The 25,835-nt window shown below is 69.2% G+C and carries 25 protein-coding genes; 13 read left to right on the top strand and 12 right to left on the bottom strand.

Annotation, left to right across the window (positions count from 1 at the left end):
* Positions 1 to 299: 299 nt before the first annotated feature.
* From rdfA (NO998_RS06115) to rdfA (NO998_RS06100), 4 genes are all read right to left on the bottom strand, one after another.
* Positions 300 to 884 carry a rod-determining factor RdfA gene (gene rdfA, locus NO998_RS06115; RefSeq protein WP_267646206.1) on the bottom strand — a complete coding sequence of 195 codons (585 nt, stop codon included), beginning with the start codon at positions 882 to 884 and terminating at the stop codon, positions 300 to 302.
* A 44-nt stretch (positions 885 to 928) separates the two neighbouring features.
* Positions 929 to 1,423 (bottom strand): Lrp/AsnC family transcriptional regulator, encoded by a 495-nt coding sequence (locus tag NO998_RS06110; RefSeq protein ID WP_267646204.1) that lies wholly within the window; start codon positions 1,421 to 1,423, stop codon positions 929 to 931.
* 238 nt (positions 1,424 to 1,661) lie between these two features.
* Complete coding sequence (locus NO998_RS06105; RefSeq protein WP_267646203.1) at positions 1,662 to 3,569, bottom strand: archaea-specific SMC-related protein; 1,908 nt, start codon at positions 3,567 to 3,569, stop codon at positions 1,662 to 1,664.
* 66 nt (positions 3,570 to 3,635) lie between these two features.
* The gene (gene rdfA / locus NO998_RS06100; RefSeq protein ID WP_267646202.1) at positions 3,636 to 4,250 is read right to left on the bottom strand and encodes a rod-determining factor RdfA; all 615 of its coding nucleotides are present in this window, start codon (positions 4,248 to 4,250) and stop codon (positions 3,636 to 3,638) included.
* Positions 4,251 to 4,632: 382 nt separating this feature from the next.
* Here rdfA (NO998_RS06100) and NO998_RS06095 point away from each other — a divergent pair, with 382 nt between their 5' ends.
* From NO998_RS06095 to NO998_RS06085, 3 genes are all read left to right on the top strand, one after another.
* Entirely contained in the window at positions 4,633 to 5,544 is a 912-nt protein-coding gene (locus NO998_RS06095; RefSeq protein WP_267646201.1) for a twin-arginine translocation signal domain-containing protein, read from the top strand.
* 2 nt (positions 5,545 to 5,546) lie between these two features.
* The gene (locus NO998_RS06090; RefSeq protein WP_267646200.1) at positions 5,547 to 7,430 is read left to right on the top strand and encodes an outer membrane protein assembly factor BamB family protein; all 1,884 of its coding nucleotides are present in this window, start codon (positions 5,547 to 5,549) and stop codon (positions 7,428 to 7,430) included.
* 77 nt (positions 7,431 to 7,507) lie between these two features.
* A complete protein-coding gene (locus NO998_RS06085; protein WP_267646199.1) occupies positions 7,508 to 8,248 on the top strand; it encodes a class I SAM-dependent methyltransferase in 741 nt (246 codons plus the stop codon).
* A 34-nt stretch (positions 8,249 to 8,282) separates the two neighbouring features.
* Here the strand turns inward: NO998_RS06085 and ilvA are convergent, their stop codons facing one another.
* Positions 8,283 to 9,503: a threonine ammonia-lyase gene (gene ilvA, locus NO998_RS06080; protein ID WP_267646198.1), complete on the bottom strand. Its 1,221-nt coding sequence runs from the start codon at positions 9,501 to 9,503 to the stop codon at positions 8,283 to 8,285.
* A gap of 164 nt (positions 9,504 to 9,667) precedes the next feature.
* Here ilvA and NO998_RS06075 point away from each other — a divergent pair, with 164 nt between their 5' ends.
* The 5 genes from NO998_RS06075 (at position 9,668) to NO998_RS06055 (ending at position 13,910) form a co-directional block, all read left to right on the top strand.
* Positions 9,668 to 10,651 carry a carbohydrate kinase family protein gene (locus NO998_RS06075; protein ID WP_267646197.1) on the top strand — a complete coding sequence of 328 codons (984 nt, stop codon included), beginning with the start codon at positions 9,668 to 9,670 and terminating at the stop codon, positions 10,649 to 10,651.
* 58 nt (positions 10,652 to 10,709) lie between these two features.
* A complete protein-coding gene (locus NO998_RS06070; RefSeq protein ID WP_267646196.1) occupies positions 10,710 to 11,309 on the top strand; it encodes a DUF5789 family protein in 600 nt (199 codons plus the stop codon).
* A gap of 92 nt (positions 11,310 to 11,401) precedes the next feature.
* Positions 11,402 to 12,043 (top strand): VOC family protein, encoded by a 642-nt coding sequence (locus NO998_RS06065; RefSeq protein ID WP_267646195.1) that lies wholly within the window; start codon positions 11,402 to 11,404, stop codon positions 12,041 to 12,043.
* Complete coding sequence (locus NO998_RS06060) at positions 12,040 to 13,245, top strand: VOC family protein (RefSeq protein WP_267646194.1); 1,206 nt, start codon at positions 12,040 to 12,042, stop codon at positions 13,243 to 13,245. The genes NO998_RS06065 and NO998_RS06060 overlap by 4 nt, the downstream gene beginning before the upstream one ends.
* Positions 13,242 to 13,910 carry an alpha/beta hydrolase gene (locus tag NO998_RS06055; RefSeq protein ID WP_267646192.1) on the top strand — a complete coding sequence of 223 codons (669 nt, stop codon included), beginning with the start codon at positions 13,242 to 13,244 and terminating at the stop codon, positions 13,908 to 13,910. Before NO998_RS06060 ends, NO998_RS06055 begins: the two co-directional genes overlap by 4 nt.
* A 164-nt stretch (positions 13,911 to 14,074) precedes the next feature.
* On the opposite strand, the gene NO998_RS06050 is transcribed toward NO998_RS06055, so the two are convergent.
* Positions 14,075 to 14,896 (bottom strand): BtpA/SgcQ family protein, encoded by an 822-nt coding sequence (locus NO998_RS06050; RefSeq protein ID WP_267646191.1) that lies wholly within the window; start codon positions 14,894 to 14,896, stop codon positions 14,075 to 14,077.
* Positions 14,897 to 14,959: 63 nt separating this feature from the next.
* Positions 14,960 to 15,874 carry a phosphoribosyltransferase HisG-related protein gene (locus NO998_RS06045; RefSeq protein WP_267646190.1) on the bottom strand — a complete coding sequence of 305 codons (915 nt, stop codon included), beginning with the start codon at positions 15,872 to 15,874 and terminating at the stop codon, positions 14,960 to 14,962.
* Positions 15,875 to 15,958: 84 nt separating this feature from the next.
* Here NO998_RS06045 and NO998_RS06040 point away from each other — a divergent pair, with 84 nt between their 5' ends.
* Both NO998_RS06040 and NO998_RS06035 read left to right on the top strand, forming a co-directional pair.
* The gene (locus NO998_RS06040) at positions 15,959 to 16,132 is read left to right on the top strand and encodes a hypothetical protein (RefSeq protein ID WP_267646189.1); all 174 of its coding nucleotides are present in this window, start codon (positions 15,959 to 15,961) and stop codon (positions 16,130 to 16,132) included.
* Positions 16,133 to 16,172: 40 nt separating this feature from the next.
* A complete protein-coding gene (locus NO998_RS06035; protein WP_267646188.1) occupies positions 16,173 to 16,883 on the top strand; it encodes a hypothetical protein in 711 nt (236 codons plus the stop codon).
* Between the two features lie 13 nt (positions 16,884 to 16,896).
* Here NO998_RS06035 and NO998_RS06030 read toward each other — a convergent pair whose 3' ends face one another.
* Both NO998_RS06030 and NO998_RS06025 read right to left on the bottom strand, forming a co-directional pair.
* A complete protein-coding gene (locus tag NO998_RS06030) occupies positions 16,897 to 17,655 on the bottom strand; it encodes a GTP cyclohydrolase III (protein WP_267646187.1) in 759 nt (252 codons plus the stop codon).
* Between the two features lie 120 nt (positions 17,656 to 17,775).
* Complete coding sequence (locus tag NO998_RS06025) at positions 17,776 to 18,435, bottom strand: hypothetical protein (protein ID WP_267646186.1); 660 nt, start codon at positions 18,433 to 18,435, stop codon at positions 17,776 to 17,778.
* A 99-nt stretch (positions 18,436 to 18,534) separates the two neighbouring features.
* Here NO998_RS06025 and NO998_RS06020 point away from each other — a divergent pair, with 99 nt between their 5' ends.
* From NO998_RS06020 to surE, 3 genes are read left to right on the top strand one after another with little or no spacing between them, the layout of a single operon-like run.
* On the top strand, positions 18,535 to 18,981 hold the full coding sequence (locus tag NO998_RS06020) for a DUF4112 domain-containing protein (protein WP_267646185.1): 447 nt from the start codon (positions 18,535 to 18,537) through the stop codon (positions 18,979 to 18,981).
* A 42-nt stretch (positions 18,982 to 19,023) separates the two neighbouring features.
* Positions 19,024 to 19,866, top strand: coding sequence for an HAD-IIA family hydrolase (locus tag NO998_RS06015; protein WP_267646184.1), 843 nt, complete (start codon positions 19,024 to 19,026; stop codon positions 19,864 to 19,866).
* A gap of 39 nt (positions 19,867 to 19,905) precedes the next feature.
* Entirely contained in the window at positions 19,906 to 20,718 is an 813-nt protein-coding gene (surE, locus tag NO998_RS06010; protein ID WP_267646183.1) for a 5'/3'-nucleotidase SurE, read from the top strand.
* Here surE and NO998_RS06005 read toward each other — a convergent pair.
* The 3 genes from NO998_RS06005 to NO998_RS05995 all read right to left on the bottom strand — a co-directional run bounded on the left by NO998_RS06005 (position 20,709) and on the right by NO998_RS05995 (position 25,737).
* Positions 20,709 to 22,562 carry a rhomboid family intramembrane serine protease gene (locus NO998_RS06005; protein WP_267646182.1) on the bottom strand — a complete coding sequence of 618 codons (1,854 nt, stop codon included), beginning with the start codon at positions 22,560 to 22,562 and terminating at the stop codon, positions 20,709 to 20,711. The two genes, surE and NO998_RS06005, sit on opposite strands and share 10 nt — an antisense overlap.
* Positions 22,563 to 22,588: 26 nt before the next feature.
* Complete coding sequence (locus tag NO998_RS06000) at positions 22,589 to 23,809, bottom strand: MFS transporter (RefSeq protein WP_267646181.1); 1,221 nt, start codon at positions 23,807 to 23,809, stop codon at positions 22,589 to 22,591.
* A gap of 92 nt (positions 23,810 to 23,901) precedes the next feature.
* Positions 23,902 to 25,737: a hypothetical protein gene (locus tag NO998_RS05995; RefSeq protein ID WP_267646180.1), complete on the bottom strand. Its 1,836-nt coding sequence runs from the start codon at positions 25,735 to 25,737 to the stop codon at positions 23,902 to 23,904.
* Positions 25,738 to 25,835: the final 98 nt, after the last annotated feature.

Here is a 25,835-nt window from a genome sequence, read left to right as displayed (position 1 = left end):
ACCCCTTCTCTCGGTTTTCCCAGAACCCATCTCCCAACGAGTGACACGGCTGTTCCGTGGCCGTCGTCGCCGCTCGGTCAGCGTCGCCGAAACCCACTGGACGCGGTTCGCACCACGGTCGATTCGCGGTCGAAGAAGCTCGCCGTGTGAGAACTATTCTCTCACATGTGGTTTGGATGGAACATCGAAACGGAAGCAAACGGGGCTGAATAAACGCCCATAGGCGTTTTCTGACTGCCGCTATCGGCGGAGAATGCACAGTCGACCCGCGGCAAACGAGCTGACAGCTTTTGCAGACACTACGTCCCGCAGTCACAGAACCGTTCGGCGTCGACAGCGTCCGCAAACGCAACCGTTGCACCACAGTCCGCACACGTCACGGTGACCGACACCGACGGCGACACCTCGCCACCGGCGTCGAGAGTCCCCTTGTTCACCAGCGACCTGACGGCGTCCCCGGCTTGGTCGGCCGCGTACTCCTCCAGAGCCTGGATCCGGTCTGCTTCCCAGTCGGACGGCGGCGCAGGGTCGCGTTCCTCGCCCAGACAGTCACGGAGGTGGGTTCGGACGACGCTGTAGGAGACGAAGTCGGCACGGAGGTCGTCGACGGCGACGCCACCGCGGCGCAGCAGGTCGGCCACGCCCTCGGCGGTGTCGTCGTCCGACAGTCGGTCGTACCGCGAGCGCGCCTCGCCGCCCCCGGTCGCCATGCCGACTCGCTCCATCTCCCGGCGAAGGAGCGTCGTGTTCAGCCAGTCGGCGAGGCGTCGGTAGCCCAGTCGCGCCTCGCCGTCGCCGCGCCAGCGCGCCACGAGTTCGGCGTCGAGGTGGCCGAGTCCCCGCTCGTCGAGCACGCGGCACACCTTACAGCCGTGATCGGTCATGGCCGGCGGCTACCCGCCCCGGGGACATATACCCCTCGCCGGGCTCAGCCGGAGTCCTCCCGCATCTCCTGTCGGTAGTAGTCCTCCAGATCGCTCCGGCGGTCGGTCACGACGATGAAGTCGATCTGATCGACACAGTCGTAGCCCCGTATCTCCGAGACCATCTCCTCGATGTGGGCCAGCGTCGGCGCCATCCCGACGCCGTAGATGTCGTAGGTGCCGATCCCCTTCGTGACGTGCCAGAACGGCAGTTCGGCGATCCGCTCGAACGCCTCGTCCTTGTCGCCGGGTCCGTCGGTCGCGCGCACGGAGATCCGAACGATCTCCCAGGTCAGCTGTTCGGGATCGAGCAGGAAGAACGGCGTCGTCGCCGCCATCAGGTCAGTCACGCGGCGACGAACACCCTCCGCGCTCATCTCGTAGCCCTCCTCGGCGAGCCGTCGGGAGAGCTTCTGATAGGACATCCGAGGGTCCTCCGAGAGGATGACCAGTATCTGCGTGTCGATCGCGTCGAAGGCGTCGAACGGGGATTCGGTCATGGGTGCTTTGTCGCCCAGGCGCGCATAATCCTGTCGACAGTGCCCACGGTTCACGGCCGAACGGCCGTTACAACTGTACGGGTGTAACGGAGGTTCGGGACGCGTAGTCCGCTCGTCTCGGTTCGCGTTGGGAGAACGACGGAGCGTCGAGAATCGGTTCTTCGCCGGTTTCGGTGTCGTCGGGAGACGGATGTATCGCAGCCCCGACCGTTCGATATCTCGCTATGAGGTTTATCGGTCAGATATCGGTAATCCGGTCGTAGCTGTCGTCGAGGGCGGCGGCGTCCCCCGGGAGCAGCGCGACGACGAGGAACTGGCCGTAGTCAGCGAAATAGTCGACCAACGCGGCGATCCGGTCGGCGTCGATGGCCTCCAGCGAGTCGAGCAGGACGAACGGACAGCGCTCGTGAACGTCGTGGGTCAGGTAGCCCGCCAGCGCGAACACCAGCCCCACGACCTCCCGTTCGCTCTCGCTGAGGTGGGCGACCGTGTCCTCGTAGGCCGCGCCCGCGGCGGAGCTTCGGACGACGTGGAGGTCGAACGTCGAATCGTCGCCGGTCCCGGTCCGTTCGATCCAGACGCGGTCGATGTTGTCGTAGTCGAGCAGGTCGAGGACCGTCTCCATCCGCTCGTTGAACCCCTCGACCGCCTCGGTCTGGACACGGTCGATCCGGGTTCGCAGGTCGACCAGTCGTTCGGTCAGGCGCTCGCGCTCGTCGGCGACTGCCTCGTGCTCCTCGGCGGCCGCTTCGGCGGCGTCGATCTCCTCGGCGAGGGAGTCACGATCGGCCGTGAGTCGCCCGAGTTCGCGTTCGAGTTCGTCGGCCTCCTCGTGGAGGTCGAGCAGTTCCGTCTCGCTCTCCTCGCGGAGTCGGTCGACGTCCTCCTCGGTGCGCTCGATCTCGGCTTCGAGTTCCTCGCGGCGCGTCGTCAGCGCCTCGAGGGTCGACTCGGCGGCGTCGATCTCCTCGGCGATCCGGTCGAGTCGGCGGTCGATCTCCTCGCGGCGCCGGCGTCGCTGTTCGATGCTGCTTCGTTCGGCCTCGAGTCGATCGATCTCGGCGACGACCTCGTCACGCTCGTCGGCGGTCCGCGCGCGGAGTTCTTCGAGCAGGGAGAGCGTACGCTCGATCTCCGTGGGTTCGACGGCTGACCCGCAGGTCCAACAGGCCACGGTACCGTTCTCGAGCAGGCGGTTCGTCGGGTCGCCCCCCTCGCCGTCGAGCGCCTCGCGGACGCCCTCCCGGGACCCTTCGAGCCGTTCGCTGTTGAACTGGATCACCGTATCCAACTCGCCCAGTTTGGCCTCGAGCGACGACCGGCGTTCGCGGCGGGCAGCCAACTCCCGGTCGATGGAGTCGGCGTCGTCCTCGTCGGTGGGGAGCGACTCGCGCTCCTCGCGGAGTTCGGCCCGCTCCTCGCGGAGTCGTTCGAGGCTCTCGCGTTCGGTTTCGGCGTCGTACCGGACGTCCTCGAGGTCGTCGCGCAGTCCCCGGAGCGTCGAGAGCCGCTGTTCGATCGCACGCTGTTCCTCGCGCTCGGCTTCGAGTGCCGCCTCGTCGATCTCCGATTCGAGGTCGGCCAGTCGCTCCTCGGTCTCGCCGATCTGCTCGTCGACGGCGTCACGGCGCTCGCGCAGGTCCGGCAGATCCTCCGCCCGATCGGTCAACTCCTCGATCCGGTCGTCGATCTCGCGGCGCCGCTGCTCGGCCTCGCTTATCTCCCGGCGGATGTCGTCGGTGTCCACCGGGCGCATAATGATCTCCCGCAGGTCGTCGCCGCGGGCGACCGCCCGCCGGGCCTCGTTGGACTCCAACAGGAACGCGAACTGGGTCGCTAGTTCGGGATCGTCGATGGCCTCGTCGCCACGGTTGTGGACCTCGCCGTCCCGGCGTTCGAGCGTGCGCTCGTACTGTTCGTTCCCGAGGTCGAGAGTGACCGAGGCCGAGTCGGCGTCACCCTTGATCGAGACGCGCTCGCTCCCACAGGCGGCCATGATCGACTGGAGGAGGGAGGTCCGATTGGTGGCGTTTCGCCCCTCCAACACGGTCACGCCCGGTGAAAACTCGACTTCGGTCTCGTCGATCCCGCCGACGTTCCGAACCGAGAGGCGAGCGTGCTCGGCGACGGGCTCCTGAACGGTCATCGGTACAAGGTCGGTCAAGAGCCATATAGGTGTTCCGCGAGCGGTAGTCCGGCTCCTCCCGACCGATCACTCCCCACACGCACAGCCGCCGCAGCGGAGCATGGTCGTGAGGTCGTACCGCTCGTTACAGTCCCGGCAGGTCACCCGAACGTCGACGCTCACGTCGGCGTCGCCGACGCCGATCTCGTCGGCGCGGTCGAGCGCGTCCACGGCGTCGTCGGCGACCGAGCGCGTCCGGCCCACGAGCCGGTTCACCGTCTCGATCCGGTCCTCGACGCCGGCGGCCTCGGCTTCGTACTCCTGTTCGCGGACGGTGGTGAGGTAGGTGTGGATCGCCTGGTGGGAGACGAACGACTCCCGCAGCGACGCCACGTCGACACCCTCTCGGTCGAGGCGACGCTCGGCGCGGGTTCGGGCGCCGCTGGTGGCTTCCTCCCCGGTCAACAGCGCGTAGCGGTTCGCGGCCTCCCCTTCCAGAGGGTTCGCGCCCGCCTCGATCATCGCCGCGCGAACGAGGCGTTCGTTGAACAGCGTCGCCAACTCACGGAGGCTGTGGCGTTCGACCCCGTCGCCGCGCCAGTAGCGTTCCAAGCGCTCGGGCATCCCCACGAGGTCGTAGCGTTCGATCAACCGGCCGACCTTCGTCCGCCGGCCGGCGTCGGCGCTCCCACCGTTGCTCATCGTCGACCCCTTGGCCCGGCCGGGCTTAGGCGGTTCGGTCGTGGAACCCTCGGAGAACTCACCGGTCGTGACTCGAACCCCGAACTAACCGCCGCCGATTCCACACGATCGGTCGCATCTGATGCCGCCCCTTCCGGCGGTTTCGAACCACAAGATCCGCCAGTCCTCTCGGCGACCCCTGTTCGTTCGAGCGTTCTCGACGGCACGAACTGGCTGAACAATCATTAAAACAGTTGTCTATTCATGGTTTGTTTATTTTTACTATTCAGCTTAAAACCACCACATGCAACACTTGAGGGTGGTTACCATCCACATTACGCAAGTTCTGAACCCATAACCCATTTGTATGTTCATCTCGGACGGGTCGTCGTTGTGATCCAAAATGGTGACTGAGAACACCGGACGGCAGATCTCCGACGAGGACCGGCGGACGTTCCTCAAGGCGCTGGGCGTCGGCGGGGCCGTCGCCGTCGGCTCCGCGTCCATCGAGGACGTTCGTAACGCCGTCACTGCCGGCGAAAGCGCACAGCTCGCGCAGATCGGCAACGACGTGCGGGCCGACCTCTCGGGCTCGCTCGACGCCGCCACCCTGGCCGACGGGCAGGCCGAACTCGCGAGCGCCGTGAGCTCGCTGACCGTCGCCGCCGAGGCGGGACTCCCGGCCGCCGAACAGCGCGCGGAGTTCGAGGCCGTCGCCGCCGCGGCCCAGCCAGTCTACGACCACCTCGAAGCGACCGGCTTCTTCGAGAGCACCGACACACACCTGCCGCAGTTCACGCCGAGCTACCTCGAGTCGGCCGTCTCGACGTTCGTCGGCGCCGAGGGGATGGCCGAGCCGCTCTCCTCGATGGGTCTGACCGGCGGCGACGGCGTCGACCTCCTGACGGAGGTCATCGCCAACGCCGAGCGCCTCAACACGTACCACTGGGTCGCCAGCGAGGACGTGCCCCGCGAGCAGCTCCAGTACGGCGAGAAGATCCCGCCGATGACGAAGGCCGCCTCCTACGGCGCGCTGGCGTGGCTGAACGACCTCGACGAGCACCTCTGGCAGAAGCAGATCCTGCTCGACGACTCGATCTACGGCGACGCCGTCTGGCACGCCCGCTCGATGGCCGCCGGCCTCCAGCTGATGAGCGAGGGCGCGACGGCCCTCGCCGAGGAGTCCGGCCGCTTCTCCGACGAGGAGCTGAGCGCGCTGCTGACGACCGGCTTCGCGGTACAGGCGATCGCCCAGAACCTCCTGCCGCAGGACGTGTACTGGGTGACCGAGGAGATGCGCGCCCCCCGTAACTGATCATGGCTAAGCAAGACAAACCCGACATCGAGGAGACCGAGCCGATCGCCGAGCGCCTCGACGCCACCTTCCAGGCCGAGGCACCCGGCTCGGACGTGACCGCCGAACAGCTCGCCGCCGACGACGACGACCCCACGTCGTGGCTGCAGTACAACAAGGGCTACAAGCAGCGTGGCTACTCCCCGGCCGCCCGTATCACGCCGGAGAACGCCGACGAGCTGACCTCCGAGTTCACGCTGACCCTCGGCGGCGCCCAGCAGACGCCGATCGTCGTGCCGAGCGGCGAGGGCGAGGACCCGGTCATGTACGTACCCGAGGGCCAGAACGTCACCGCACTCAACGCCCGAACGGGTGACGTGTACTGGACCCACAAGCACGAGCTCGTCTACGAGCCGAACATCGTCCGGAACCAGCGCGGGCTCACGGTCTGGCAGGACAAGATCATCTACACCGCCTCGGACCTGCGCCTGATCGCGCTCAACCGCTACACGGGCGAAGAACTGTGGCGGACCCACGCCGTCTCCGAGCGACAGAAGGAGCTGATGGAGCCCTCTACCGAGCGCCTGACCAACAGTGGCGCGCCGCTGGTCTACGACGGCGTGATCCTGAAGGGCCAGAGTGGCGAGGGTGGCAACTGGAGCGCCTTCATGGCCTTCGACGCCGAGACCGGCGAGAAGCTCTGGGACTACAACGTCATCCCGCCGGAGTACTGGATCGACGAGACGTGGCGGTTCGGTGACGGCGCACCGTGGACGACGCCGTCGGTCGACCCGCAGTCCGGCACCGTCTTCTTCACGACGGGGAACCCCTCCCCGCAGATCAACGGTGTGGTCCGTCCGGGGCCGAACAAGCACTCGGACTCGCTGGTCGCCGTCGACATCGAGACCGGCGAGGAGAAGTGGACACACCAGTTCACCGCACACGACTGGTGGGACTACGACGCCTACCTCAGCCACGTCTTCGACATGGAGATCGACGGCGAAACGCGCCGCGTCGTCGGTGCCAAGGACAAGACCGGCTGGACGTACGTGGTCGACGCCGAGACGGGCCGACTGCTGCGACGCTCCGAGCCCCACGGCCAACAGGGTGCACAGCTTCCCATGTTCGCCCTCCCGCCCGCGAGCGAGGAGGAAGCGAAGGAGCAGGCCCCGACCGCGATGGGCGCCACCGACTGGCACCCGAGCGGCTACAGCCCGGAGACCGGACTGTACTACGTGGACTCGAACGACGACTTCTGGGCGCCGTACTACAACCCCGACTGGGAGTTCCGCCCCGACTCGCTCGACCACAGCGTCGGCGGGACGAAGGCGTTCCCCATCCCGTCGGAGTACGCCGAGCGCGCCACCCGCGTGAGCGCTATCGACCCCGATTCGGGTGAAGTCGTCTGGACGCAGTCCTACGAGGCGGCGCCGTTCCAGTTCGCCGGCGGCAACACGCCGACGGGCGGGAACGTCGTCTTCAGCGGCGCCAGCACCGGGACCTTCCGCGTGATGAACGCCGAGACCGGCGAGATCCTCCACGAGCGGGAGTGGAACTCGATGCGGACCGCCCCGATCACGTGGGACGTTCCCAGCGAGAACAAGCAGTACGTCGCCGCGACCGGCGGTAGCTCGGAGGGGACCGTCCTCGAAGTGTTCTCGGTCGAAGCCGAGATGACCGAGGAGACCGAGACGCCCGCCGAAACCGAGACGGCGACCGAGGAGCCGACCGAGGCCGCCACGGAGACCGACGCCGCGACCGACACGGCGACGGCCACCGACGCCGAGGAGACGACCTCAACGGAGGGGCCCGGCTTCGGCGCCGCCGCCGGCGCGGCCGGCGTCGCGGGCGCGGCCGCCGCGGCCAAGAAGCGCTCGGACAGCGACGACGAGTCCGACGAGGAGTAACGGTACCGTCACCGCGTAACAGCCTTTCGAACCGCTGACGCGCGGTTTTTTACCCACCACATCGAACGAGCCCACACGTGTACTACTTCGGCGTCTACCACTGGCGGAAAGGGCTGCGGGCAGCGGCGGCGCTCGGCGTCGCCGGCGCGATGGCGGCCGTCACCCCGCGGCTCTCCCGCGGGCGGCTGCTGGCGGGTGTCGGCGCCGCCGGGATCGGTGCCGCCGGTGCCGCCGGCCTCGCCGACCTACTCGAGCCCCGCCCGTGGTCGCTTGACCGCCGGCGCTACGAGGTGCTGGCGAGCGAACTCCCGCTTTCGGACGCCGACTCGTTGCTCGACGTCGGCTGTGGGACCGGCCGCTCGCTGGTCGGCCTCGCGCCGGCGGTGCCCGACGACTGCGAGGTCACCGGCCTCGACCGGTTCGACGACCGGATCATCCTCGGGAACGGCCCGGAACTGGCCCGGTACAACGCCCGACAGGCCGGCGTCGACCCCGAACTCGTCGCCGGCGACGCGACGGACATGCCCCTCGACGACGACAGCCACGGGGTCGTCACGTCCTGTATGATGCTGCACGACCTCCCCGAGGCGACGATCCGAGCGGCGCTGTCGGAGATGGGTCGGGTGTGTGAGCCGGACGGCCGGGTCGGACTGATCGAACTCCCGCTGGTCGACGACGAGCGGTCCGTGCCCTCGACGTTCTGGCGCGACGCCGTCGCCGACACCGGGATGACCGTGGAGTCGGTTCGCTCGTTCCCGTGGCCCGGTGGCGAGGGTGACTACACGGTCGTCGTCGCGTCGCCCGAGGACGGAGACTGAGTCAGAGAAAACGCGAACGGCTACTGCGCCGGCGCTACCGCGGGACAACTTCCCGAACCGTGTAGCCAGCGCCCTCGATGTCCTCGATGACGCGCTCGATGGCGGTCTCGCTGGGGGTCGTCAGCCGGGCGACGATGTCGGCCTCGCCGATCGGGAGCCCCTGCTCGGAGCGGTCGTGGCGGACGCTCCGGATGTTGGTGTCGTGGCTGCCGATCATCGTCGCCAACTCGCCGAGCACGCCCGGTCGGTCGTCGATCCGGATGCGGAGCGTGACGAACTGCCGGCGGTCGACCAGCGCGCGAGTCAACACGTCCTGTAGCGTCGCGATGTCGATGTTGCCACCACAGAGCAGCGGCACGACTGTCCCCTCCACGTCGAGTTCCTCTGAGAGCATCGGCGCGACCGAGGCCGCGGCCGCGCCCTCCACCATCTGCTTGGTCCGTTCGAGCAGCCAGAGCGTCGCGTTCGCGATCTCGGTGTCGTCGACGGTGACGACCTCGTCGACGCGCTCCTGAATGATCTCGAAGGTCCGATCCGAGAGGCTGCCCGTGGCGATGCCGTCGGCGATGGTGTCGGGCGTCTCGTTCTCGACCGGTTCGCCCTTCTGCAAACTCTGGGGGGCAGTCGCCGCCGCCTCGGCCTGTACGCCGACGACACGAACGTCGTGGTCGGCAGCCTGCATCGCGGTCGCGACACCGGAGATGAGTCCGCCGCCGCCGATGGGGACGATCACCGTGTCGAGGTCCGGGACCTGTTCGAGCAGTTCGAGGCCGAGCGTTCCCTGGCCGGCGATGACGTCGGGGTCGTCGTAGGCGTGGACGAACGCAGTCCCCGGCTCGTCGGCGCGGGTCTTCGCGGCCGCCATCGCCTCGGCGAACGTCTCGCCCCGGAGTTCGACGGTCGCGCCGTAGCCGCGGGTGGCGTCGATCTTCGCTTGCGGGGCGGTCTCGGGCATGAACACCAGCGACTCCAAGCCACACTCCGTGGCCGCGAAGGCGACACCCTGTGCGTGGTTGCCGGCGCTGGCGGCGACGACCCGGTCGGCCTCGTCGCGTTCGGCGATCTGACAAATTCGGTTGTAGGCGCCGCGGGGTTTGAACGACCCCGTCTTCTGGAAGTGTTCGAGTTTGAGCCACACGTCGGCGCCGACCTGGTCGCCGAGGGTGGCGCTGTGTCTGACCGGCGTCTCGCGGATGCGCTCGACGTCCGCGAGGCGCTCGCGGGCCGCGCGCACGTCGTCGAGCGAGACCGTCATCGCTCCCCCGGCCGGCGTCCGCCGTCGATCCCCCGTCGGTTCGCGTCGTGGTTCACGCTCACCGTGATGGGCCGACGCGAACTTAGACCTTCGCTCATCCGGTCGCCGGCGGGCGGTCGGACCGAGCGCCGTGGACTTATGGCAGGGGACGACCCAACGCGGGTATGACCGACGACATCGAGGACGGGGCCGCCGGGGCGGTCACCGACGGGGCTTGCCCGACCGTGGTCGCCGTCGGCGCGGCCACCGTCGACCGCTTCTACGAGGTGACGAACCTCCCCCAGCCCGACGGCGGCGCGTACGCCCGTGACACGACCGAACGCTTCGGCGGCGTCGGCGCCAACGTCGCCACAGGGATCGCCAAACTGGGCCCCGAGACCGCCCTCCTCGGCCGTATCGGCGACGACGACATCGGCGACCGCGTACTCGCCGACCTCGACGCCGGCCCGGTCGGGACCGGGCTGATCCAACGCGGCCCGGGGACGACGACCCACTGCGTCATCCCCCGCGGCCCCGAGGGCCAGCGCATGATCATCACCGTCGGCGACTCGACGGTGAAGCTCCGCCTCGCCGACGACGACCGTGCGGCGATCCGGGCGGCCGACGCCGTCTTCGTGACCGCGTACGTCCCCGACCGCGTCTCGAGCGAGGTCGTCGAGATCGCGGCCGAACCCGACGGCCCGGCGCTCGTGTTCGACCTCTCCGGCCCCATCGAGGAGCTTCGGGGCCGGGGCACCGAGCGGGCGACGATCGACCGCGCCGTCGAGGTCGCGGACCTGTTCATCACCGCGGAAGTGGCGGCCGAGTCCTACCTCGACCGACCGGCGACCGAGGCCGCCGACGCGCTGCGGGAGCGGGGCTGTTCGCGAGGGGCCGTGACGTTCGGCACCGAAGGGTCGACGCTGTTCGCGGGCGAGCGCCGAGCCGAGATCCCGGCGTTCGACGTGGAACCGATCGACACCACCGGCGCCGGCGACGCGTTCACCGCGGCGCTGACCGAACGCTGGCTCCTCGGCGACGCCGACGCCGCGGCGGCCGGGCGATTCGCGGCCGCGGCGGCCGCGCTGAACTGCGGTGCGGCGGGAGCACGTGGTGGCCTCCCGACGCCCGCTGCGGTCGAGTCGTTCCTCGAGGAACGCGGAAACTGAGGCCGGAGCAACGGAATCCAGCCATAGCGTTATCCCGGTCCACCCACTATGGACGTGTATGGCAGACGACAAGCGAGGCCGGGACAAGCAGGGCCACGACGCCGAGCGACGCCAGCGCGAGCGCGAGCTCAGAACGGAGCTGGAGCGCCGGGAGGAGTCGGAGCCGGCGATCGAGGAGGTGTCCGATGACGCCCTCACGTCCGAACTCGGCGCCGTCTCGTTCCCCGCCACGGGCGAGGAGATACTCGCGGCGCTCGGCGAGCAGTCGGTCCGTATCGGCGAGGACCGCTACGCCATCGAGTCGCTGCTCGCACGCTCCCGCCTCGAGCGCTTCGAGAGTCCGGCCGTCGTCCGCGTTCGGGTCCGGCGGCCACGGGTGGCGGCGGCGATGAAGCGGATCGTCGAGGCCGCCGACAGCGCGTCCGACGCCGACCTCCCCGAGAAGCGCCGCGACGCCTACGAGAAGAGCCTGCGAGCGATGCGGGCGCTCGATCCCACCGACGAGGACAGCGGCGTGAGGGCACTCACCGACTGGATCGTCGACCACATCGAGGAGACGGGATCGCTCCCGAGTTCACGCGATGTCCGCCGGGAGGGAGCCGAACTGGCCCGGGAGTACGGCTACGACGTGGGTAACGACGAGTGGCTGGGCGTCTGACGACCGGCCACTTACCCTCGTGTCACCGGGTGGCCCCCGTGTCCGCGAACGGCTTTACCCGTCGGAGCCGAAGCCGGTAACACGAGACAACCATGACCGACGCACCCACCCAAGCCGACGAGAGCGAGATCCCCGTCACCGCCGAGAAGCCCGACAGCCCCGTCGGCGTCACCGGCGTCGACCACATCACCCTGATCGGGTCCAACGAGGAGGACACCGTGGAGTACTACCGGGACATCCTCGGGATGCCGCTGGTGTTGCGCCAGCCGAACCTCGACGCGCCGGAGGTGACCCACCTCTTCTTCGACGCCGGCGACGGCCGCATCATCACGTTCTTCGTGAACGACGACCGGGACTCCGACAGCCGGCCCCAGCGGACCGGCCTCGGACAGGTCCACCACCTCGCGTTCAGCATCGACGGCGAGCGCATGGCCGAGATCGCGGAGGCGCTGGAGGACCACGGCTACGGCTACAACGAGTTCGATCGCGGCGCGTTCCACTCCCTCTACACCCGTGACCACAACGGGCTGACGATCGAACTCGCAGCGGACAAGTTCGAGATCCCCGACGACCGACGGGGCGAAGTGCTGGCCCGGGCGCAGGCCCACCGCGTCGAGGAGGGCGCCGAGTACGTCAAGGACGAGCACATGCGCGCGGCGCTGGAGGAACTGGGGCTCCCGATCGAGGAGATCGAGATCCCGACGACGGCCGCCTCCGGTTCGGGGGGACTGTGAGCGAGCGGGAACCCGACCTCGACACGCTCGCTCCCGACTCGGGCGTCGACGAGAGTCGAAGACCCTCGTCTGCCAACCGGAACTCGGAGAGTTCCGGTGACGTCGACGCCGATAGCGACGCCGCAGCCAGCGACGCGCCCGACACCCCCGGGCTCCACCACCTCTCGGTCGTCAGCGGCGACCCCTACGGGACGCTGACGTTCTACCGGGACGTGCTGGGACTCCGACTCGTGAAGCGCACCGTCAACCACGACGAGCCGGCGGTCCATCACCTCTACTTCGGCGACGCCGAAGCGACCCGCGGGACGACGTTCACGGCGTTCCCGTACCCCCTCGACCCCGGCGGACGCCGCGGCGCCGGCCAACCGAGCGAGACTGCGTTCGCCATCCCCGAGGGGAGCCGAGAGTACTGGCAGGAACGCCTCGCCAGCCACGGGGTCGAGGCGGAGGCTGGCGAGCGCTTCGGCGAGCGAACCCTCACCGTCACCGACCGCGACGGCCTCGACCTCGCGCTGATCGAGAGCGCCGGCGCCGGCGTGCTGGGCGTCGACGAAACCCCGGTCGACCCTTGGAACGAAAGCGTCCCCGACGAACACGCGATCCGCGGGATCCACTCGACAACGCTCCGCTCGAACAGTCCCTACGTCACCGGCCGCGTGCTGGAACTGTTCGGCTTCGGCCTCGTCGGGCAGGAAGGTGACCGGGTACGCTACGTCGCCGGCGCCGACGGCGTCGAAACCGAGGGGCTGGACGCCGACACGACCGACCTCGCCGAAGCCCCCACACCGGGCACCGTCGTCGACCTCTACGGCCGCGAGGAGCCATGGGGGAAAGAAGGGGCCGGTACCGGCCATCACGTGGCGGTTCGGATGCCCGACCGCGCGGCACTCGACGCGTGGCACGACCGCCTCCTCGACGCCGGCCTCTCGCCATCACAGCCCAGAGAACGCTACTACTTCGACTCGGTGTACGTCCGCGACCCCGGCGGCGTGCTGTTCGAACTCGCCACCGACGGCCCCGGGATCGACCGCGACGAACCGATCGAGGAACTGGGGAGCGAGCTCCGACTGCCGCCGTGGCTCGAAGCCGACGAGTCGATGATCCGCGACCAACTGCCGCCGCTGGACGAACCGGTCCGATACGACGATGAGGAACACGACACCGACGACATCGACGACACAGCACAGGGAGGGAAGCGATGACTGACGGCCCGACGGTGGGCGGCGACGGCCCCCACGCCGGTCAGCCGATCAAGACCGCCGGCGCGCCGAAGGAGGCCGCCGACGCGGCGCTCGTGTTGCTCCACGGCCGCGGCGCCCGACCGGGGAGCGTGCTCGACATGGCCGACGAACTCGGCCGCTCCGGCGTGGCACACATCGCGCCGGAAGCGTACCACAACACTTGGTACCCGAACTCCTTCATGGCCGACCGCGGGGCCAACCAGCCCCACCTCGACTCGGCGCTCCGGGCCGTCGACGACGCGGTCGAACTGGCCCGTGAAGCCGGCATTCCCGACGAACGGATCGTCGTCACCGGCTTCTCGCAGGGGGCCTGCCTCGCCAGCGAGTACGTCTACCGAAACCCGCAGCGGTACGGGGGGCTCGCCGCACTCAGCGGCGGCCTCATCGGCGCCGATGGGACCGAGTGGCCCGACGCCGCCGAAGAGGACTTCGACGGGATGCCGGCCCTGTTCGGCTGCTCCGACGAGGACCCGCACATTCCGGAAAGCCGAGTCCACGAGTCCGCCGACGCCTACGAGCGCCGCGGCGCCGACGTGAGCAAGCGGCTCTACGAAGGGATGGGCCACCGCATCAACGAGGACGAGATGGACTGGCTGCGGGACACCCTCGACGGACTGCTTAAGTAGGAGAGCGCGACCATCGTCGTCGATGCACTGAGAACGGCCCCGGGGCGTCAGCGGGTGTGTGGCACGCGCCTCGGGCGACGATGATGCCGCCTGTTCGCCAGCCTCGTGAGCGACTGCGTTCCCGAGCTGTCGCGGCGCAGCGCGCCGGTCAGCCGTTCGGCCGCTCAGTTCTCCCGGACTTCGTCGGCGGCGGCGACGAGCTCCCGGGTTCGCTCCTCGCTTACGGGGTCGCCGGACTCCGGTCCGGACTTCAGCGCGGTGCCGACGATGACGCCGTCGGCGACCGAGAGGATGTCCCCGACCGTGTCGGGGGTAACGCCACTCCCGACGAACAGCGGCACGTCCAGCCCGAACTCCTCGCGCCGGTCCGAGGCCTGCTGGAGCTCCTCGCGGTCGACGGCGTGACCGGTGCCCATCCCCGAGACGACGGTCGCGTCGGCGAGCCCGCGCTCGACGTTATCGGCGAACGATTCGGCGGTGAAGTCCTCGGCGGCGATCGGCGCCGAGTGCTTCACGTCGTGGTCGGCGAACACCGCCACGTCGGCCCCGAGGCGCTCGCGCTCGCGCATCGTCTCGTAGGCCTTGCCTTGGATGATGCCCTGGTCGGCCACCCGGGCGCCGGTGTGGATGTTGACCCGGATGAACTCCGCGCCGACGGCCTGTGCCACCGCCAGATCGGCGGCAGCGTCGTTTCGGAGGACGTTCACGCCGACCGGCAGGTCGACCTCGTCGACGACGGCGCCCGCCGCCGCCGTCATCGAGGCGACGACGTGTTTGGGTACGTCGTCGGGGTAGAACGGCACGTCACCGAAGTTCTCGACCATGATCGCGTCGACGCCGCCGGCTTCCAGCGCGCGAGCGTCGGCGCGGGCGTGCTCGATCACGGCGTCGCGGTCGCCGTCGAACTTCGGTGCGCCCGGTAGCGGGTCGAGGTGGACCATCCCGACGATCGGCTGACTACGGCCGAACCTGGCTTCGAGTTCCATGCCCGAGCCTCGGTGTCGGCCGGGTAAGCTCTGACGACTCGGCCACGAAGAATCAGGCGTCGACTACGCCCAGAGTTCGGTCTCTTCCTGCAGCCCGCCGGAGATGATCGAGCGGACCGACTCGATGCGCTCCTCGTCGGCGACCTCGACGGTGTTCTCGAGCAGCACCGTCTCGCTGGGGAATAGCTGTTCGCCCAGCACCAGTCCGTACTCCCGAGCGGTGCCCCCGGTGACGGTGAGGTAGACGCCGAGGCCGGCCTCGGCGATGGCGGCCTCCTCCTCCTGCCCGTTCTCGGGGTAGGCGAACTCGACGTTCTCGACGGCGTCCATGCCGAGCACCGCCTCGACCAGTCGCTCGTACCGCGGCGAGATACAGAGCGGGCCCTCGTACTCCGCGAGGTATTCGCGGTTCAGATCGGTGCCGGCGGGGAGCGTGTCCGGTTCTGCCAGCAGCGTGTGGTACACCGTGTCCCCGAGACCGGTCACGACGCGAACGTCGGACTCGGCCGGGTCGATGCGTTCGTTCACGGCCGCGAGGTCGCCGACCCCCTCGGGCCCGAGCGAGACGACCTCCTCAAGCACCAGGTCGGCGGCGTCGAAACCCAGCGCGAACTCGTGGGTGCGGAGCGCACGGAACGGCTCCTCCCGGCCGACGAGGTGGACGGGGACGCCGCCGAGGTCGATTGTGAGGCTGTCGAAGACGATGCGGCGGGGCTTCCCCTCACGGTCGTCGCGCATGAGGGTGAACTCGGGGCCCGACGGCTCCACGGGCGAGGAGTACTCCGCGAGTCGTTCGTAGCTACCCTTCTCGGCGGTCTGGTTGCCCTTCGTGATCGCTTTCTCGTAGCGGAGAACGGAGGTCACCTGGTCGACCGTCGCCTCGGCGTCCTCGCTGTCGGCGACAGTGGCGACCCGCTCCAGCACCGCCTCCAACGGCCGCCCTTTCCGGGGAACCGCGACGGGAACGGGCTCAGTCATTATGGGACCGAGGGGCCGGACGGAAAAAGCGGTTGCGGAACCCGAGCCACAACGGCTAAGCGCTGTCCCGCCCCGGTTCCGGGCGTGACGTTGGCCGAGACGGTCCTGCTGGTCGGGGTTGCGCTGGCGCTGTTCGGCGTCGTGAGCGTCGTCGCCGACGCCGTCTTCGCGGACGCCGACCGGAGCTTCGTCGCCTACCTCGCCTTCCTGCTGGTCGGCCTCGCCGTCGTCGGCTACCTCCTGTTGCGCCACGCGTGAGGCCAGCGCGCTTAACACGCTGCCGGACGCCGCTTGGAGCATGACTGCGCTCCACGTCCCGAAAGGGGTGAGTCGGGAGACGCTGCTGGATGTCGTCCGTGGGTGGTACGAGGCCGGCGCCGACACCGACGCCGTCGGCACGTCGACGGTTGCGGACCGCCTCGACCTCGCCGACTCCGTGAGCCGACAGACACGCTTCTTGGAGTCACTCGGCGTGCTGCAGACCGAGGACCAGCAACACCGACTCACGGACCCCGGTATCGAACTGGGCCGTGCGCTCGCCGAGGGGGACACGGCCGCGGCCGTCGAACGGCTGGGAACGCTGCTCGCCGACTGGCCGCTCTCCGACACGCTCCACGACGCGCTCGCGGGACGGTCGCTCTCTGCGGCTGCAGTCGTCGCCGAACTGGCTGACACCATCGACGAGGACCCGGAGGGGCGGGTCCGGACGGGACTGACGACGCTGCTCGAGTGTTACGTCTGGACCGGACTGATCGAGCGGGAGAACGGCCGGTACGCGCTGCCGGAGAACGACGCCGGGCGAAGCGATGACGGCACGGAGACGCTGAACGTCGGCCTCGAACTCACCGTCGACCTGAACCCCGAGGACGTGGAGGGGCTGGTGACGGCGCTCCGGAAGGGGCTCGCGGCCGACCTGGAGGAGCCGAACCCGCCGGCGCTCGCGGCCGACCTGCGCGTCGACGACGACGGGGGGATCCACCTCGACGCCGAGCGGGAGGGCGAACAGTAACCGGACCCGGGCGCTACTCGTGGTCGGCGAACTCGACGCGGGTGCCGTCGTAGCGGCAATCCTCCAGCGCGTGCTTGGCGTCGATCCCGGCGTCGTGGGGCGTCGGGCCGTGGCCGACGCCGACCTTGAGTTCCACGCCGGCGTCCTCGCTGACGTGGTCGATGGCCGCCTCGTACTCCGCCTCGGTCATCTCCGGGACGACCGAGATGATGTTGTCGCCGCCGACGAAGAAGGACAGCGCGCCGTGGGCCTCGCGCATGTGGCGCATCAGGCTGGCGTAGGACTGTTCGATCCGGATGAAGGAGTCGAACTCGTTGAGCCGGTCGGTGTACTTCCCGGTCGCGTCGTTCACGTCGAAGTGGGCGATGCTCACGTCGCCCTCCTCGGGCGGCCGGTACTCGCCGGCGAGGACCTCACGGCGTGTCTGGTCCTGTGCGCTGCCCCCCTCCTGGACGCGTTCGGTCGCGCCTTCGAGGGCCTCGATCGGCACGGGGTCGACGGCAGTCCCGAGGCTGATAGAGATCGGATAGCGGTTGCCGATTGACTCCTGCAGGAGCGCGTGCCCGCTCTCGTCGAGGCCGTTGGTGACCGCGACCATGTTGTCGAACCGGGTGAAGAAGACGTAGCCGTCCCGCGAGCCGACGAACTGCGCCAAGTCGGCGAACAGCCGGGACTGGAGCGTCTGCAGGTCCATCTCCCGGCGTGGCTCGGGTTCGACGGTCCACGGGCCGTAGTTGTCGATCTGGATATGCGTAAGCTGCGGCCGAGTCATCGTGTCCGAGATGTGGGGGTCAGGCAGTAGTAGTTTGGTATTCCGGACGACGGACTCCTCGCAGGACTCGTCAGCGGACCCAGCGGCGGACCCTTGCCGGAGGCGGAACGGCCCCGCCGACTACTTGAACGGCGTCAGCGCGAGGCCGAGGTAGTATCTCGGCGCGCTCCGCCGGGAGTTCGAGAGGGCGGTCTCCAGCGCGCCGGTGGCGTCGTCGAACACGCCGGGCCCGTGGCCGACGAGGATCCGGTCGGGCGAGAGCTTCCCGAGGGCCTTCCGCGGCGGGAACAGGCGCAGCGCCGGGTGGACGCCGAGGCGTTCGTCGCCGGTGAGGAAGAAGTCCGCCGTCCCGACGGCTTCGGGGACGATCAGGGTACCCGTCCCGGGGTCCCGGAGCGCCACCTCGTGCCAGAGTTGGTTGTCGACGACCGTGACCGTCCGGAAGCCGGTGTCTGACAGCGATTCGCTGTAGGTCTCGACGGGAGCGTCGAGGTCGTCGGTGATGCCCGAGAGCCGCGTCGGGAGCGCGATCCGGACCTCGTGGCGGGTCGCGATGGCGGCCGCGTCGCGCTTGTGCCGGTCGAGCAGGAGCGTCACGCCGACGACCTCGCCCAGTTCGTCCAGTTCGTCGTCGAGTCCGGGGGCGTCCACGGGGTCGACGAGCCAGACGCCCTCCTCGGTGTCGATGGCGTGGCTCGTGCGGTGCATCCCGTCCAGTTCCTCCGCAAGCGTCCAACTGATGCCGTTCTCCCAGCGGTCGACGACTTCCAAGGTGGTCATGGAGGGGCGTTCGACCGCGGGGGGCTTAACTATCCCCGGCAGCGGCCCACGCCGCCGACCGGCACAGCGCTTACGACGCTCAAGACCCAACATCCAGCCATGACCGACGAGATAGCGGCGGCGTTCGACGGTATCGACCCGGCCGGCGTGCCCGAATCGGTCGACCGCGCGGCGCTCGAACGAATGCGGACGGTCGCGATGGCGCTGGACGAGTCGATCCGGCTGCCGGTCGTGGAGTACCGGATCGGCCTCGACCCGCTGCTGTCGGCGATCCCCGGGATCGGCGACGCGCTCAGCGCCGGGATCTCGCTGTACATCGTCGCCGAGTCCGCTCGGCTGGGCGTCTCGTTCACGACGCTGCTGGAGATGCTCGCCCGTGTCGGCGTCGACGTCGCCGGCGGCTCCATCCCGGTCGTCGGCCCGGTGTTCGACGCGGTGTACAAATCGAACAAGTGGAACCTCGAAGCCGCGCTGGACGACCTCGTCCCCGAGAGCGACGACGGCGACGACGAGGCGGTGACGATTCCGGTGACCACGCCGGAGTGACCCGAGCGGCGCCTTTTCAGCCCTGCCCCGCGTACCCCGGCCGTGAGCTACTCCGGCGCCATCCTCGACGTGGACGGGACGGTCGTACGCGGCGAGACGCTCCTGCCCGGCGCCGCCGACGGACTGGCGGCGCTCGACAGCCGCTCGATCCCGAAACTGTTCGTCTCCAACAACCCCACGAAGGCACCGCCGGCCTACGCCGAGAAGCTCGGGGCGGCGGGCGTGGAGGCCGACCCCGAGCAGATCATCACCGCCGGTACGAGCACGGTCGCGTACCTCGAACGCGAGCACCCGGGGCAGACGGTGTTTCTCGTCGGCGAGTCGGGGGTCCGCGAGCAGTTGACCGAGGCGGGCTTCGAGGTCCGGATCGGTGGCCACGAGGAGGGAGACGGCGACGCAGCCGCGAGCGACGCCGACGTGGCGGTGGTCTCCATCGACCGAGCCTTCGACTACGAGACGCTCACGCGGGCGTCACGGACGATCCGGGCGGGCGACCTCCCGATCGTTGGCACCGACCCCGACGCCGTGATTCCGGCACCGGGGGGCGACGTTCCCGGCTCGGGCGCGATGATCGCTGCCGTTTCCGGGACCGCCGAGCGCGACCCCGACGCCGTGCTCGGGAAGCCCCACCCGATCACTCGTGCCCTCGCCCTCGACCGACTGGGCTGTGCCCCCGAGGACTGTCTCGTCGTCGGCGACCGCCTCGATACGGACATCGCGCTGGGCGCCGACGCAGGGATGACGACCGTCCTCGTCCGCTCCGGTGTGACCGACGACGCCCGACTCGCGCGGTCGGACGTGACCCCCGACTACGTCGTCGACGACCTCTCGGGGATCGAGGGGCTGCTCGACGGCGAGGAGCGGGACCCGCCTCGTGATCCGTGAGCCGAACCGCTTAACCCCGGTTCCGACGCATCGCCAGCCATGAGCGAGCCACGCATTCTGGTGACCAACGACGACGGTATCGAGAGCCCGGGGTTCCGGGCGCTCTACGAGGCGCTGGAGGAGGTCGGGGACCCGGTCGCGGTCGCCCCCTACTCGAACCAGAGCGCCGTCGGCCGCGCGCGCTCCTTCGAGGCGACGGTCCACGACTACGACCTCGGCTACGCCGTCGAGGGGACGCCCGTTGACTGCGTCATCGCCGGCCTCGAAGCGCTCTGTCCCGACGCGGACATGGTCGTCGCCGGCTGTAACAAGGGCGCGAACCTCGGCTCCTACGTGATGGGCCGGTCGGGAACCGTCTCGGCGGCCGTCGAGGCGACGTTCTTCGACGTGCCCGCTATCGCAGTGTCCCAGTACGTGCCGACGAACGACGACGAGGAGTTCGAACACGTCACCCCGCCGAAGGAGGCCTACAAGGACGCTTGTGACGCCGCCGCCTACCTGGTCGACGCCGCAACCGGGGACGGGGACGTGTTCGCGGAGGCAGACTACCTGAACGTCAACGCCCCCGCCCCGGACGACAGCCTTGCGCGACCCCCGATGCGGATCACCGAGCCCTCGCCGCTGTACGCCATGAGCGCCAAGTTCGACGGCGAGGAGATCCGACTGGAGGACAACGTCTGGCAGCGCATGCAGAACGGCGACATCCCCGACGAGGAGGGGACCGACCGCCGGGCGGTCGTCGACGGCGAGATCAGCGTCTCGCCGCTGACGGCGCCCCACACCGTCGAGCGCCACGAGCGCCTCGACGACCTCGCGGCCGCCTACACGGGCGACCGAGCGACTCAGTTGTAGCGTTCGGCCCGCAGCACCGTCACTCGCGTCCCCTCGTGGAACGCGACGACCCGGCTCCCGTCGCCGCGGAACGTCACGTTCCGAACCGTTACCGACTCGTTTCTCCCCGGTAGCGGCTCCCGGAGCGTGGTGTTCTCGTGCGTGACGAGCAGGTAGAACGAGTCGGCGCCGGCCGCGACCGAGACGTTCTGTCCGGCGATGCGCGGGTCGGCCTGTGCGGCCCCGGAGAGGTACACCGTCCGGCGTTCGTCGCCGTCGTCGAGCGCGACGCGGTAGGCGGTGCCGCCGCCGACGGCGGTCCACCCCTGGCGGATCGCGGTCACGCTGTCGCGCCAGCCCACGCCGCCGACGACGACGGTCGCCCGGCCGTTCGCGGCGAGGCGGCCCTTCGGGACGACGGTCTGCCAGATCTGCCGGTCGTCGTTGGCCACGATCACCCCGGACGTGGTGACCTGCGTGGTCTCCCCGAACGCGGTGAAGGGTATCGCCGACACGAGGCCGTCGGGGATGCCCTCGGCGTAGGTGACCTCGTAGCCCCGGACGGTCGTCGGCTCGCCCGGGAGCCCCCCGTCGGTTGCGACGAGGTTCACCGCGACGGCGGGCCCGGAGAGCAGCGCCGCCATGACGATGAGCGAGGCGAGTCCGACCTGTCGGGCCGAGAGGTCCCGGAGTCGTTGCTCGCCCGGAGGGTCTTCCTCGGGGTCGCCGTAATCCTTGGCGGGTCCACCCTCCCCGCCGTCGTCGATGGGCCCGGCGTCACTACTTGGGTCGTCGGGCGAGGCTGGATCACCGCCGTCGGTGGTTCCAGTCGGGTCCTCGGGGCTGGATTGTCGGTCGGTGAACGACCACAGCGGGCGCTCCGGGCCGGCGACGGCGACGACGATGAGGATCGACGCCAGCGCGACGATGCCCAGACCGACCGCACGGAACAGCACGTACTCGGTGCTGCCGCGGTACCAGTAGACCGCCCAGAGCGACTGGCTGGTCGCGAGTAGCAGGGCGCCCGCCCAGAGCCGTGTCGCCGAGGGGAGCGACTCGTCCCGGGCGCGGAGCAACAGCACACAGCAGACCACGCCGGCGAGCAGGCCGATGGCGTGGCCCTGGATGGCGATGTCGGCCCACCACGGCGTGACGAACCGTGACCGCCCCGACGCCGTGATCGTCGGGTTCTGGAGCGCGTTGTAGAGGAGGTTCAGCACGTCGGATGCCACCAGCGCCAGTACCGTCGCCAGCGGGTAGCGCACCAGCGCGAAGCCGGCGAACGCGAACACGACGCCTGAGAAGCCGATGACGGCACCGATCGTGAACAGCGTCAGCAGGACCCCGAGGGCGGCGACGGCGAGGGGAAGTACGACGAACGCACGGACCCACGGCGTTCGCCAGGCGGCGGCGAGACGGCCGGGGAGCGCCGACGGCGGCGCGGCGTCGACGGCGCGTTCGTCGCTCGGGTAGTGGCCGATGGTGTACTCGACGATGGGAGCGAGCGTGAGCGCGCCGAAGAGGTTCCCGAGCAGGTGGCCCGGCCCGGCGTGGGCGAACCCGGCGACGAGCATCCCGAGCGGTTCGAGGTACGACCACGCGCGGAACGGGATCACTAAGGGGCGGCGCCAGTGCCAGTAGCCGCCCTGAAGGAAGAGATACACCGCGAGGACGCCGAGGACGGTGACGAGCGTCCCCCACGGGACGCCGAGGACGAACCGCTCGCGGAGGCGGGTGTAGAGTCGGCCGTCGTCGAGTCCCAGCGCGACGGCGGCGCCGGCGAGGAGCGCGACGACCACGAACACGCGCTGAAGTTGGGTCGGAAGCGCCCCGAACTGCAGCGGGACCACCGGCGGGAGAGCCATGCCCGCAGTAGCGCCGCCACCGAACTTCAAAGCTCTGCCGACGGCGACGGCAGCAGCAGGTAACAGCCCGTCGCAACCACGGCCATCACCGCAAGCAGGAGGAACGCGGCGTCGAACAGGTCCGCGTCCGCGAAGACGCCGATGGCCACCGCGGCCGACGAGGAGACGGTGGTGAAGACGGTCCGGAGCAGGCCGTAGCCGCCGCCCCGGATATCCTCGGGGAGCGCCGCAGCGAGGTACGCCGTCGCCACCGGCGTCGCCCCCCGTTGGGTCCCCAGCAGGACGACGACGGCCCCGAGCAGGAGTCGCTGGCCGCTCATCACGAGCGCCGCGAGCAGGACGGCGTAGGCGGCCGTGATCGCCACCAAGACGATCCGTTCGTTGGTTCGGTCGGCGATCCGGCCCGCGACCGGTTGGGTGACCGCGGCGACGGCGAACAGGCCGCCGTAGAGGAGCGCCGCGGTCCCCTCGCCGATCGCCTTCTCGTCGACGAGGTAGGTGGTGAGAAACGCCGTCATCCCCTGGAAGGTGAAGAACGTGAGCGTGACCGCGGCGGTCACCAGCAGGATCTCCCGGTCCCGAACGGCCGCGAGCACGCGCGGGAGCAGTTCGCCGAGGGGCGTCGTGTCCTCGTCGGGCTCGGTCGGTTCGCGGGCGGGGATGACGAACCAGACGCCGACGAGGGCCACGATGAACAGCGGAACCGCCGCCCCGAAGCCGGCGCGCCACGTCGCCGCCGCCGCGAGCAGGCCGACCCCGGCCGGGAGGATCGACGACCCGGCGTTTCCGACCGCCATCACGGCGCCGATGGCGGTGCCGCTGTTGTCGGGGAACTGCCGGGAGAGCAGCGTCACCCGCGGCGTGGCGAACAGCCCGCCGACCACGCCGAACAGCGCGGCGCTCGCGGCGAACATCGGGAACGTCCCCGAGAGCGAAACGGCGGCGACGACCACGGCACCCAGCGCCATCGACCCGAGCAGCATCCGGCGCTCACCGACCCGGTCGGTGAGCAGGCCCGCCGGGAACTGACAGGCGCCGTAGACCAGCCACATCGCGGTGACCGCGAGTCCCGCCTCGGCGTTGGTCAACGTGAACTCCGCGCGGACGAACGGGAGCGCGGCCGGCACCGAGAGCATCGTCCCGACGATGGCCGCCCAGCCGAGGGCGATGGCGACCACCGACCAGCCGCGGCCGTTGCCTTGGAACTCGTCGCGGGCGGCCGCAACACTCTGTGCGAGACTGACCATGCGGGTTCGTACCGCAGCGGTTCGCTCACGGTGGTATATAGCTGTGCCTCCCGACAAGCAGGTCCGGTAACGAGGGGGAATCGCGCGAGAGACTACTCGGCCTGTTCGATGGCAGAGACACGCGGCGTGAACATCTCCTCCTCGATGTACCCCCAGTCATCGAAGTCGTTCGGGCCGGCGTCGCCGTCGGAGTACTCGTAGTTGAACACGTTGTAATTCATCACGCTCGGGTACTCCGAGTCGCTGTATCGCGTGCTGTCGATTCCGGGGTGAACGTCCGGATACAGCCCGAGCGAGTGGCCGAGTTCGTGCATGATCACCTTGCCGGTCTGTCGCTGTTTGGGCTGTGTTTCGACGATCATAACCCCCCTCCTTGCCCTACCGACGAATCTGTCGCCGTCGCTCGTGCTGCCGAGGTCACCGTCCTCGATGAGCAGCAGGTGGTGGTACCCCTTTCCGTTGTTGGTGAAATAGGTCGGTGCGTAGTGGAATAGCCAGGACTCCCTGTCGACATCCACCTCCTCGGGGATTTCCGTGGCGTTGACGACGAAGTGAACCTCGATGCCGGACGACCCGTCGGGGTTCGAAACCGGCGCGTCGTCGAACGCGTCTTCGATGCTGTCGAACGCGCGCCCCGGGGTGTCCACCCCCTCGATGGCGTCGACTTCGACGTAGATGTCGGTCCGCATCGGGTCAGCGTCGGGGAACAGGTCCTTTCGGTTCACTTCCATCCCGTCCGAGAGGCCATCGCCGTCCGTATCGGCGGCCGTTGGATCAGTCCCGTAGTCAGTCAGTTCCGCCCCGTCTTCGAGGCCATCGTCGTCCGTGTCGGCCGCTGTCGGGTCAGTCTCACCGTCGACCTCTTCGGCGTCGGAAAGCCCGTCGTCGTCCGTGTCGGCCACTGTCGGATCAGTCCCGTGCTGGGTGACTTCCAGTCCGTCATCGAGGCCGTCGCCGTCCGTGTCGGCCACTGTCGGATCGGAGCCGTATTGGTTCATCTCCGGCCCGTCTTCGAGGCCGTCGCCGTCCGTATCGGCCACCGTCGCGTTCGTTCCGGCGTCAACCTCCGCACCGTCGTCGAGACCGTCAGCGTCCGTGTCAGCTGCTCTCGGATCGGTGGCCCCGTTGACTTCTTCGGCGTCGGAGAGCCCATCGCCGTCCGTGTCGGCCAGCGTCGGGTCGGTCCCGTATTTCCCTGCTTCGTCGCCATCATCCAGCCCATCGCCGTCCGTATCGGCTATCGTCGGGTCCGATTCGTACCTGTACACCTCCGGTCCGTCATCGAGGCCGTCGCCGTCCGTATCGGCGTTCGTAGGGGTAGTCCCGTGGTCGTTCAGTTCCGGCCCGTCTTCGAGTCCGTCGTCGTCCGTGTCGGCGACTGTCGCGTCAGTGTCGCCGTCGACTTCTTCGGCGTCGGTGAGGCCGTCGCCGTCCGTGTCGGGCACTGTCGGGTCGGTGCCGTAGTCGAGGGTTTCCGGCCCGTCCTCAAGGCCGTCGCCGTCCGTATCGGCGACTTTCGGATCGGTCTCCCGGTTGACCTCCTCCGAGTCTGAGAGGCCGTCGTCGTCCGTGTCGGTGACGGTCGGATCAGTCCCGTGCTCGGTGACCTCCGGCCCGTCGTCGAGACCGTCGTCGTCAGTGTCCATGACCAGCGGGTCGGTACTGTGTTGGTCGACTTCCGCCCCGTCATCGAGACCATCCCCGTCGGTGTCGGCGATAGACGGGTTGGTGTTGTACTCGCGTTCGACACCGTCAGTCAGGCCGTCGCCGTCCGTGTCGGCCGATAGGGGATCTGTCCCCCCGTCGAGTTCGGCAAACGCCGGGACGTCGTCGCCGTCGAGGTTCACGACACCCGTGGTGCCGACGACGCCGGCCGACGACAGCGCGACCAGCACCATGGCCACGACGACCATCCGTCTCCCAACCACACTAACGCCCCTCGAAGTCGGCGAGAGTCGACGGTTCCGTCACGGGCATCGACATATGACTCATCGTATATGACCGGCTCACTACTCCGACGAGATAA

The organism is Halolamina litorea (assembly GCF_026616205.1).
Classification (GTDB): Archaea; Halobacteriota; Halobacteria; order Halobacteriales; family Haloferacaceae; genus Halolamina; species Halolamina litorea.
This window is presented reverse-complemented; position numbering and strand designations above follow the sequence as displayed.

Bases quoted from the DNA above. Each gene is read 5' to 3' on its own strand.
- rdfA (WP_267646206.1), bottom strand. From the start codon at position 884: ATGACCGATCACGGCTGTAAGGTGTGCCGCGTGCTCGACGAGCGGGGA.
- NO998_RS06110 (WP_267646204.1), bottom strand. From the start codon at position 1,423: ATGACCGAATCCCCGTTCGACGCCTTCGACGCGATCGACACGCAGATA.
- NO998_RS06105 (WP_267646203.1), bottom strand. From the start codon at position 3,569: ATGACCGTTCAGGAGCCCGTCGCCGAGCACGCTCGCCTCTCGGTTCGG.
- rdfA (WP_267646202.1), bottom strand. From the start codon at position 4,250: ATGAGCAACGGTGGGAGCGCCGACGCCGGCCGGCGGACGAAGGTCGGC.
- NO998_RS06095 (WP_267646201.1), top strand. From the start codon at position 4,633: ATGGTGACTGAGAACACCGGACGGCAGATCTCCGACGAGGACCGGCGG.
- NO998_RS06090 (WP_267646200.1), top strand. From the start codon at position 5,547: ATGGCTAAGCAAGACAAACCCGACATCGAGGAGACCGAGCCGATCGCC.
- ilvA (WP_267646198.1), bottom strand. From the start codon at position 9,503: ATGACGGTCTCGCTCGACGACGTGCGCGCGGCCCGCGAGCGCCTCGCG.
- NO998_RS06075 (WP_267646197.1), top strand. From the start codon at position 9,668: ATGACCGACGACATCGAGGACGGGGCCGCCGGGGCGGTCACCGACGGG.
- NO998_RS06070 (WP_267646196.1), top strand. From the start codon at position 10,710: ATGGCAGACGACAAGCGAGGCCGGGACAAGCAGGGCCACGACGCCGAG.
- NO998_RS06065 (WP_267646195.1), top strand. From the start codon at position 11,402: ATGACCGACGCACCCACCCAAGCCGACGAGAGCGAGATCCCCGTCACC.
- NO998_RS06055 (WP_267646192.1), top strand. From the start codon at position 13,242: ATGACTGACGGCCCGACGGTGGGCGGCGACGGCCCCCACGCCGGTCAG.
- NO998_RS06050 (WP_267646191.1), bottom strand. From the start codon at position 14,896: ATGGAACTCGAAGCCAGGTTCGGCCGTAGTCAGCCGATCGTCGGGATG.
- NO998_RS06045 (WP_267646190.1), bottom strand. From the start codon at position 15,874: ATGACTGAGCCCGTTCCCGTCGCGGTTCCCCGGAAAGGGCGGCCGTTG.
- NO998_RS06035 (WP_267646188.1), top strand. From the start codon at position 16,173: ATGACTGCGCTCCACGTCCCGAAAGGGGTGAGTCGGGAGACGCTGCTG.
- NO998_RS06030 (WP_267646187.1), bottom strand. From the start codon at position 17,655: ATGACTCGGCCGCAGCTTACGCATATCCAGATCGACAACTACGGCCCG.
- NO998_RS06025 (WP_267646186.1), bottom strand. From the start codon at position 18,435: ATGACCACCTTGGAAGTCGTCGACCGCTGGGAGAACGGCATCAGTTGG.
- NO998_RS06020 (WP_267646185.1), top strand. From the start codon at position 18,535: ATGACCGACGAGATAGCGGCGGCGTTCGACGGTATCGACCCGGCCGGC.
- surE (WP_267646183.1), top strand. From the start codon at position 19,906: ATGAGCGAGCCACGCATTCTGGTGACCAACGACGACGGTATCGAGAGC.
- NO998_RS06005 (WP_267646182.1), bottom strand. From the start codon at position 22,562: ATGGCTCTCCCGCCGGTGGTCCCGCTGCAGTTCGGGGCGCTTCCGACC.
- NO998_RS06000 (WP_267646181.1), bottom strand. From the start codon at position 23,809: ATGGTCAGTCTCGCACAGAGTGTTGCGGCCGCCCGCGACGAGTTCCAA.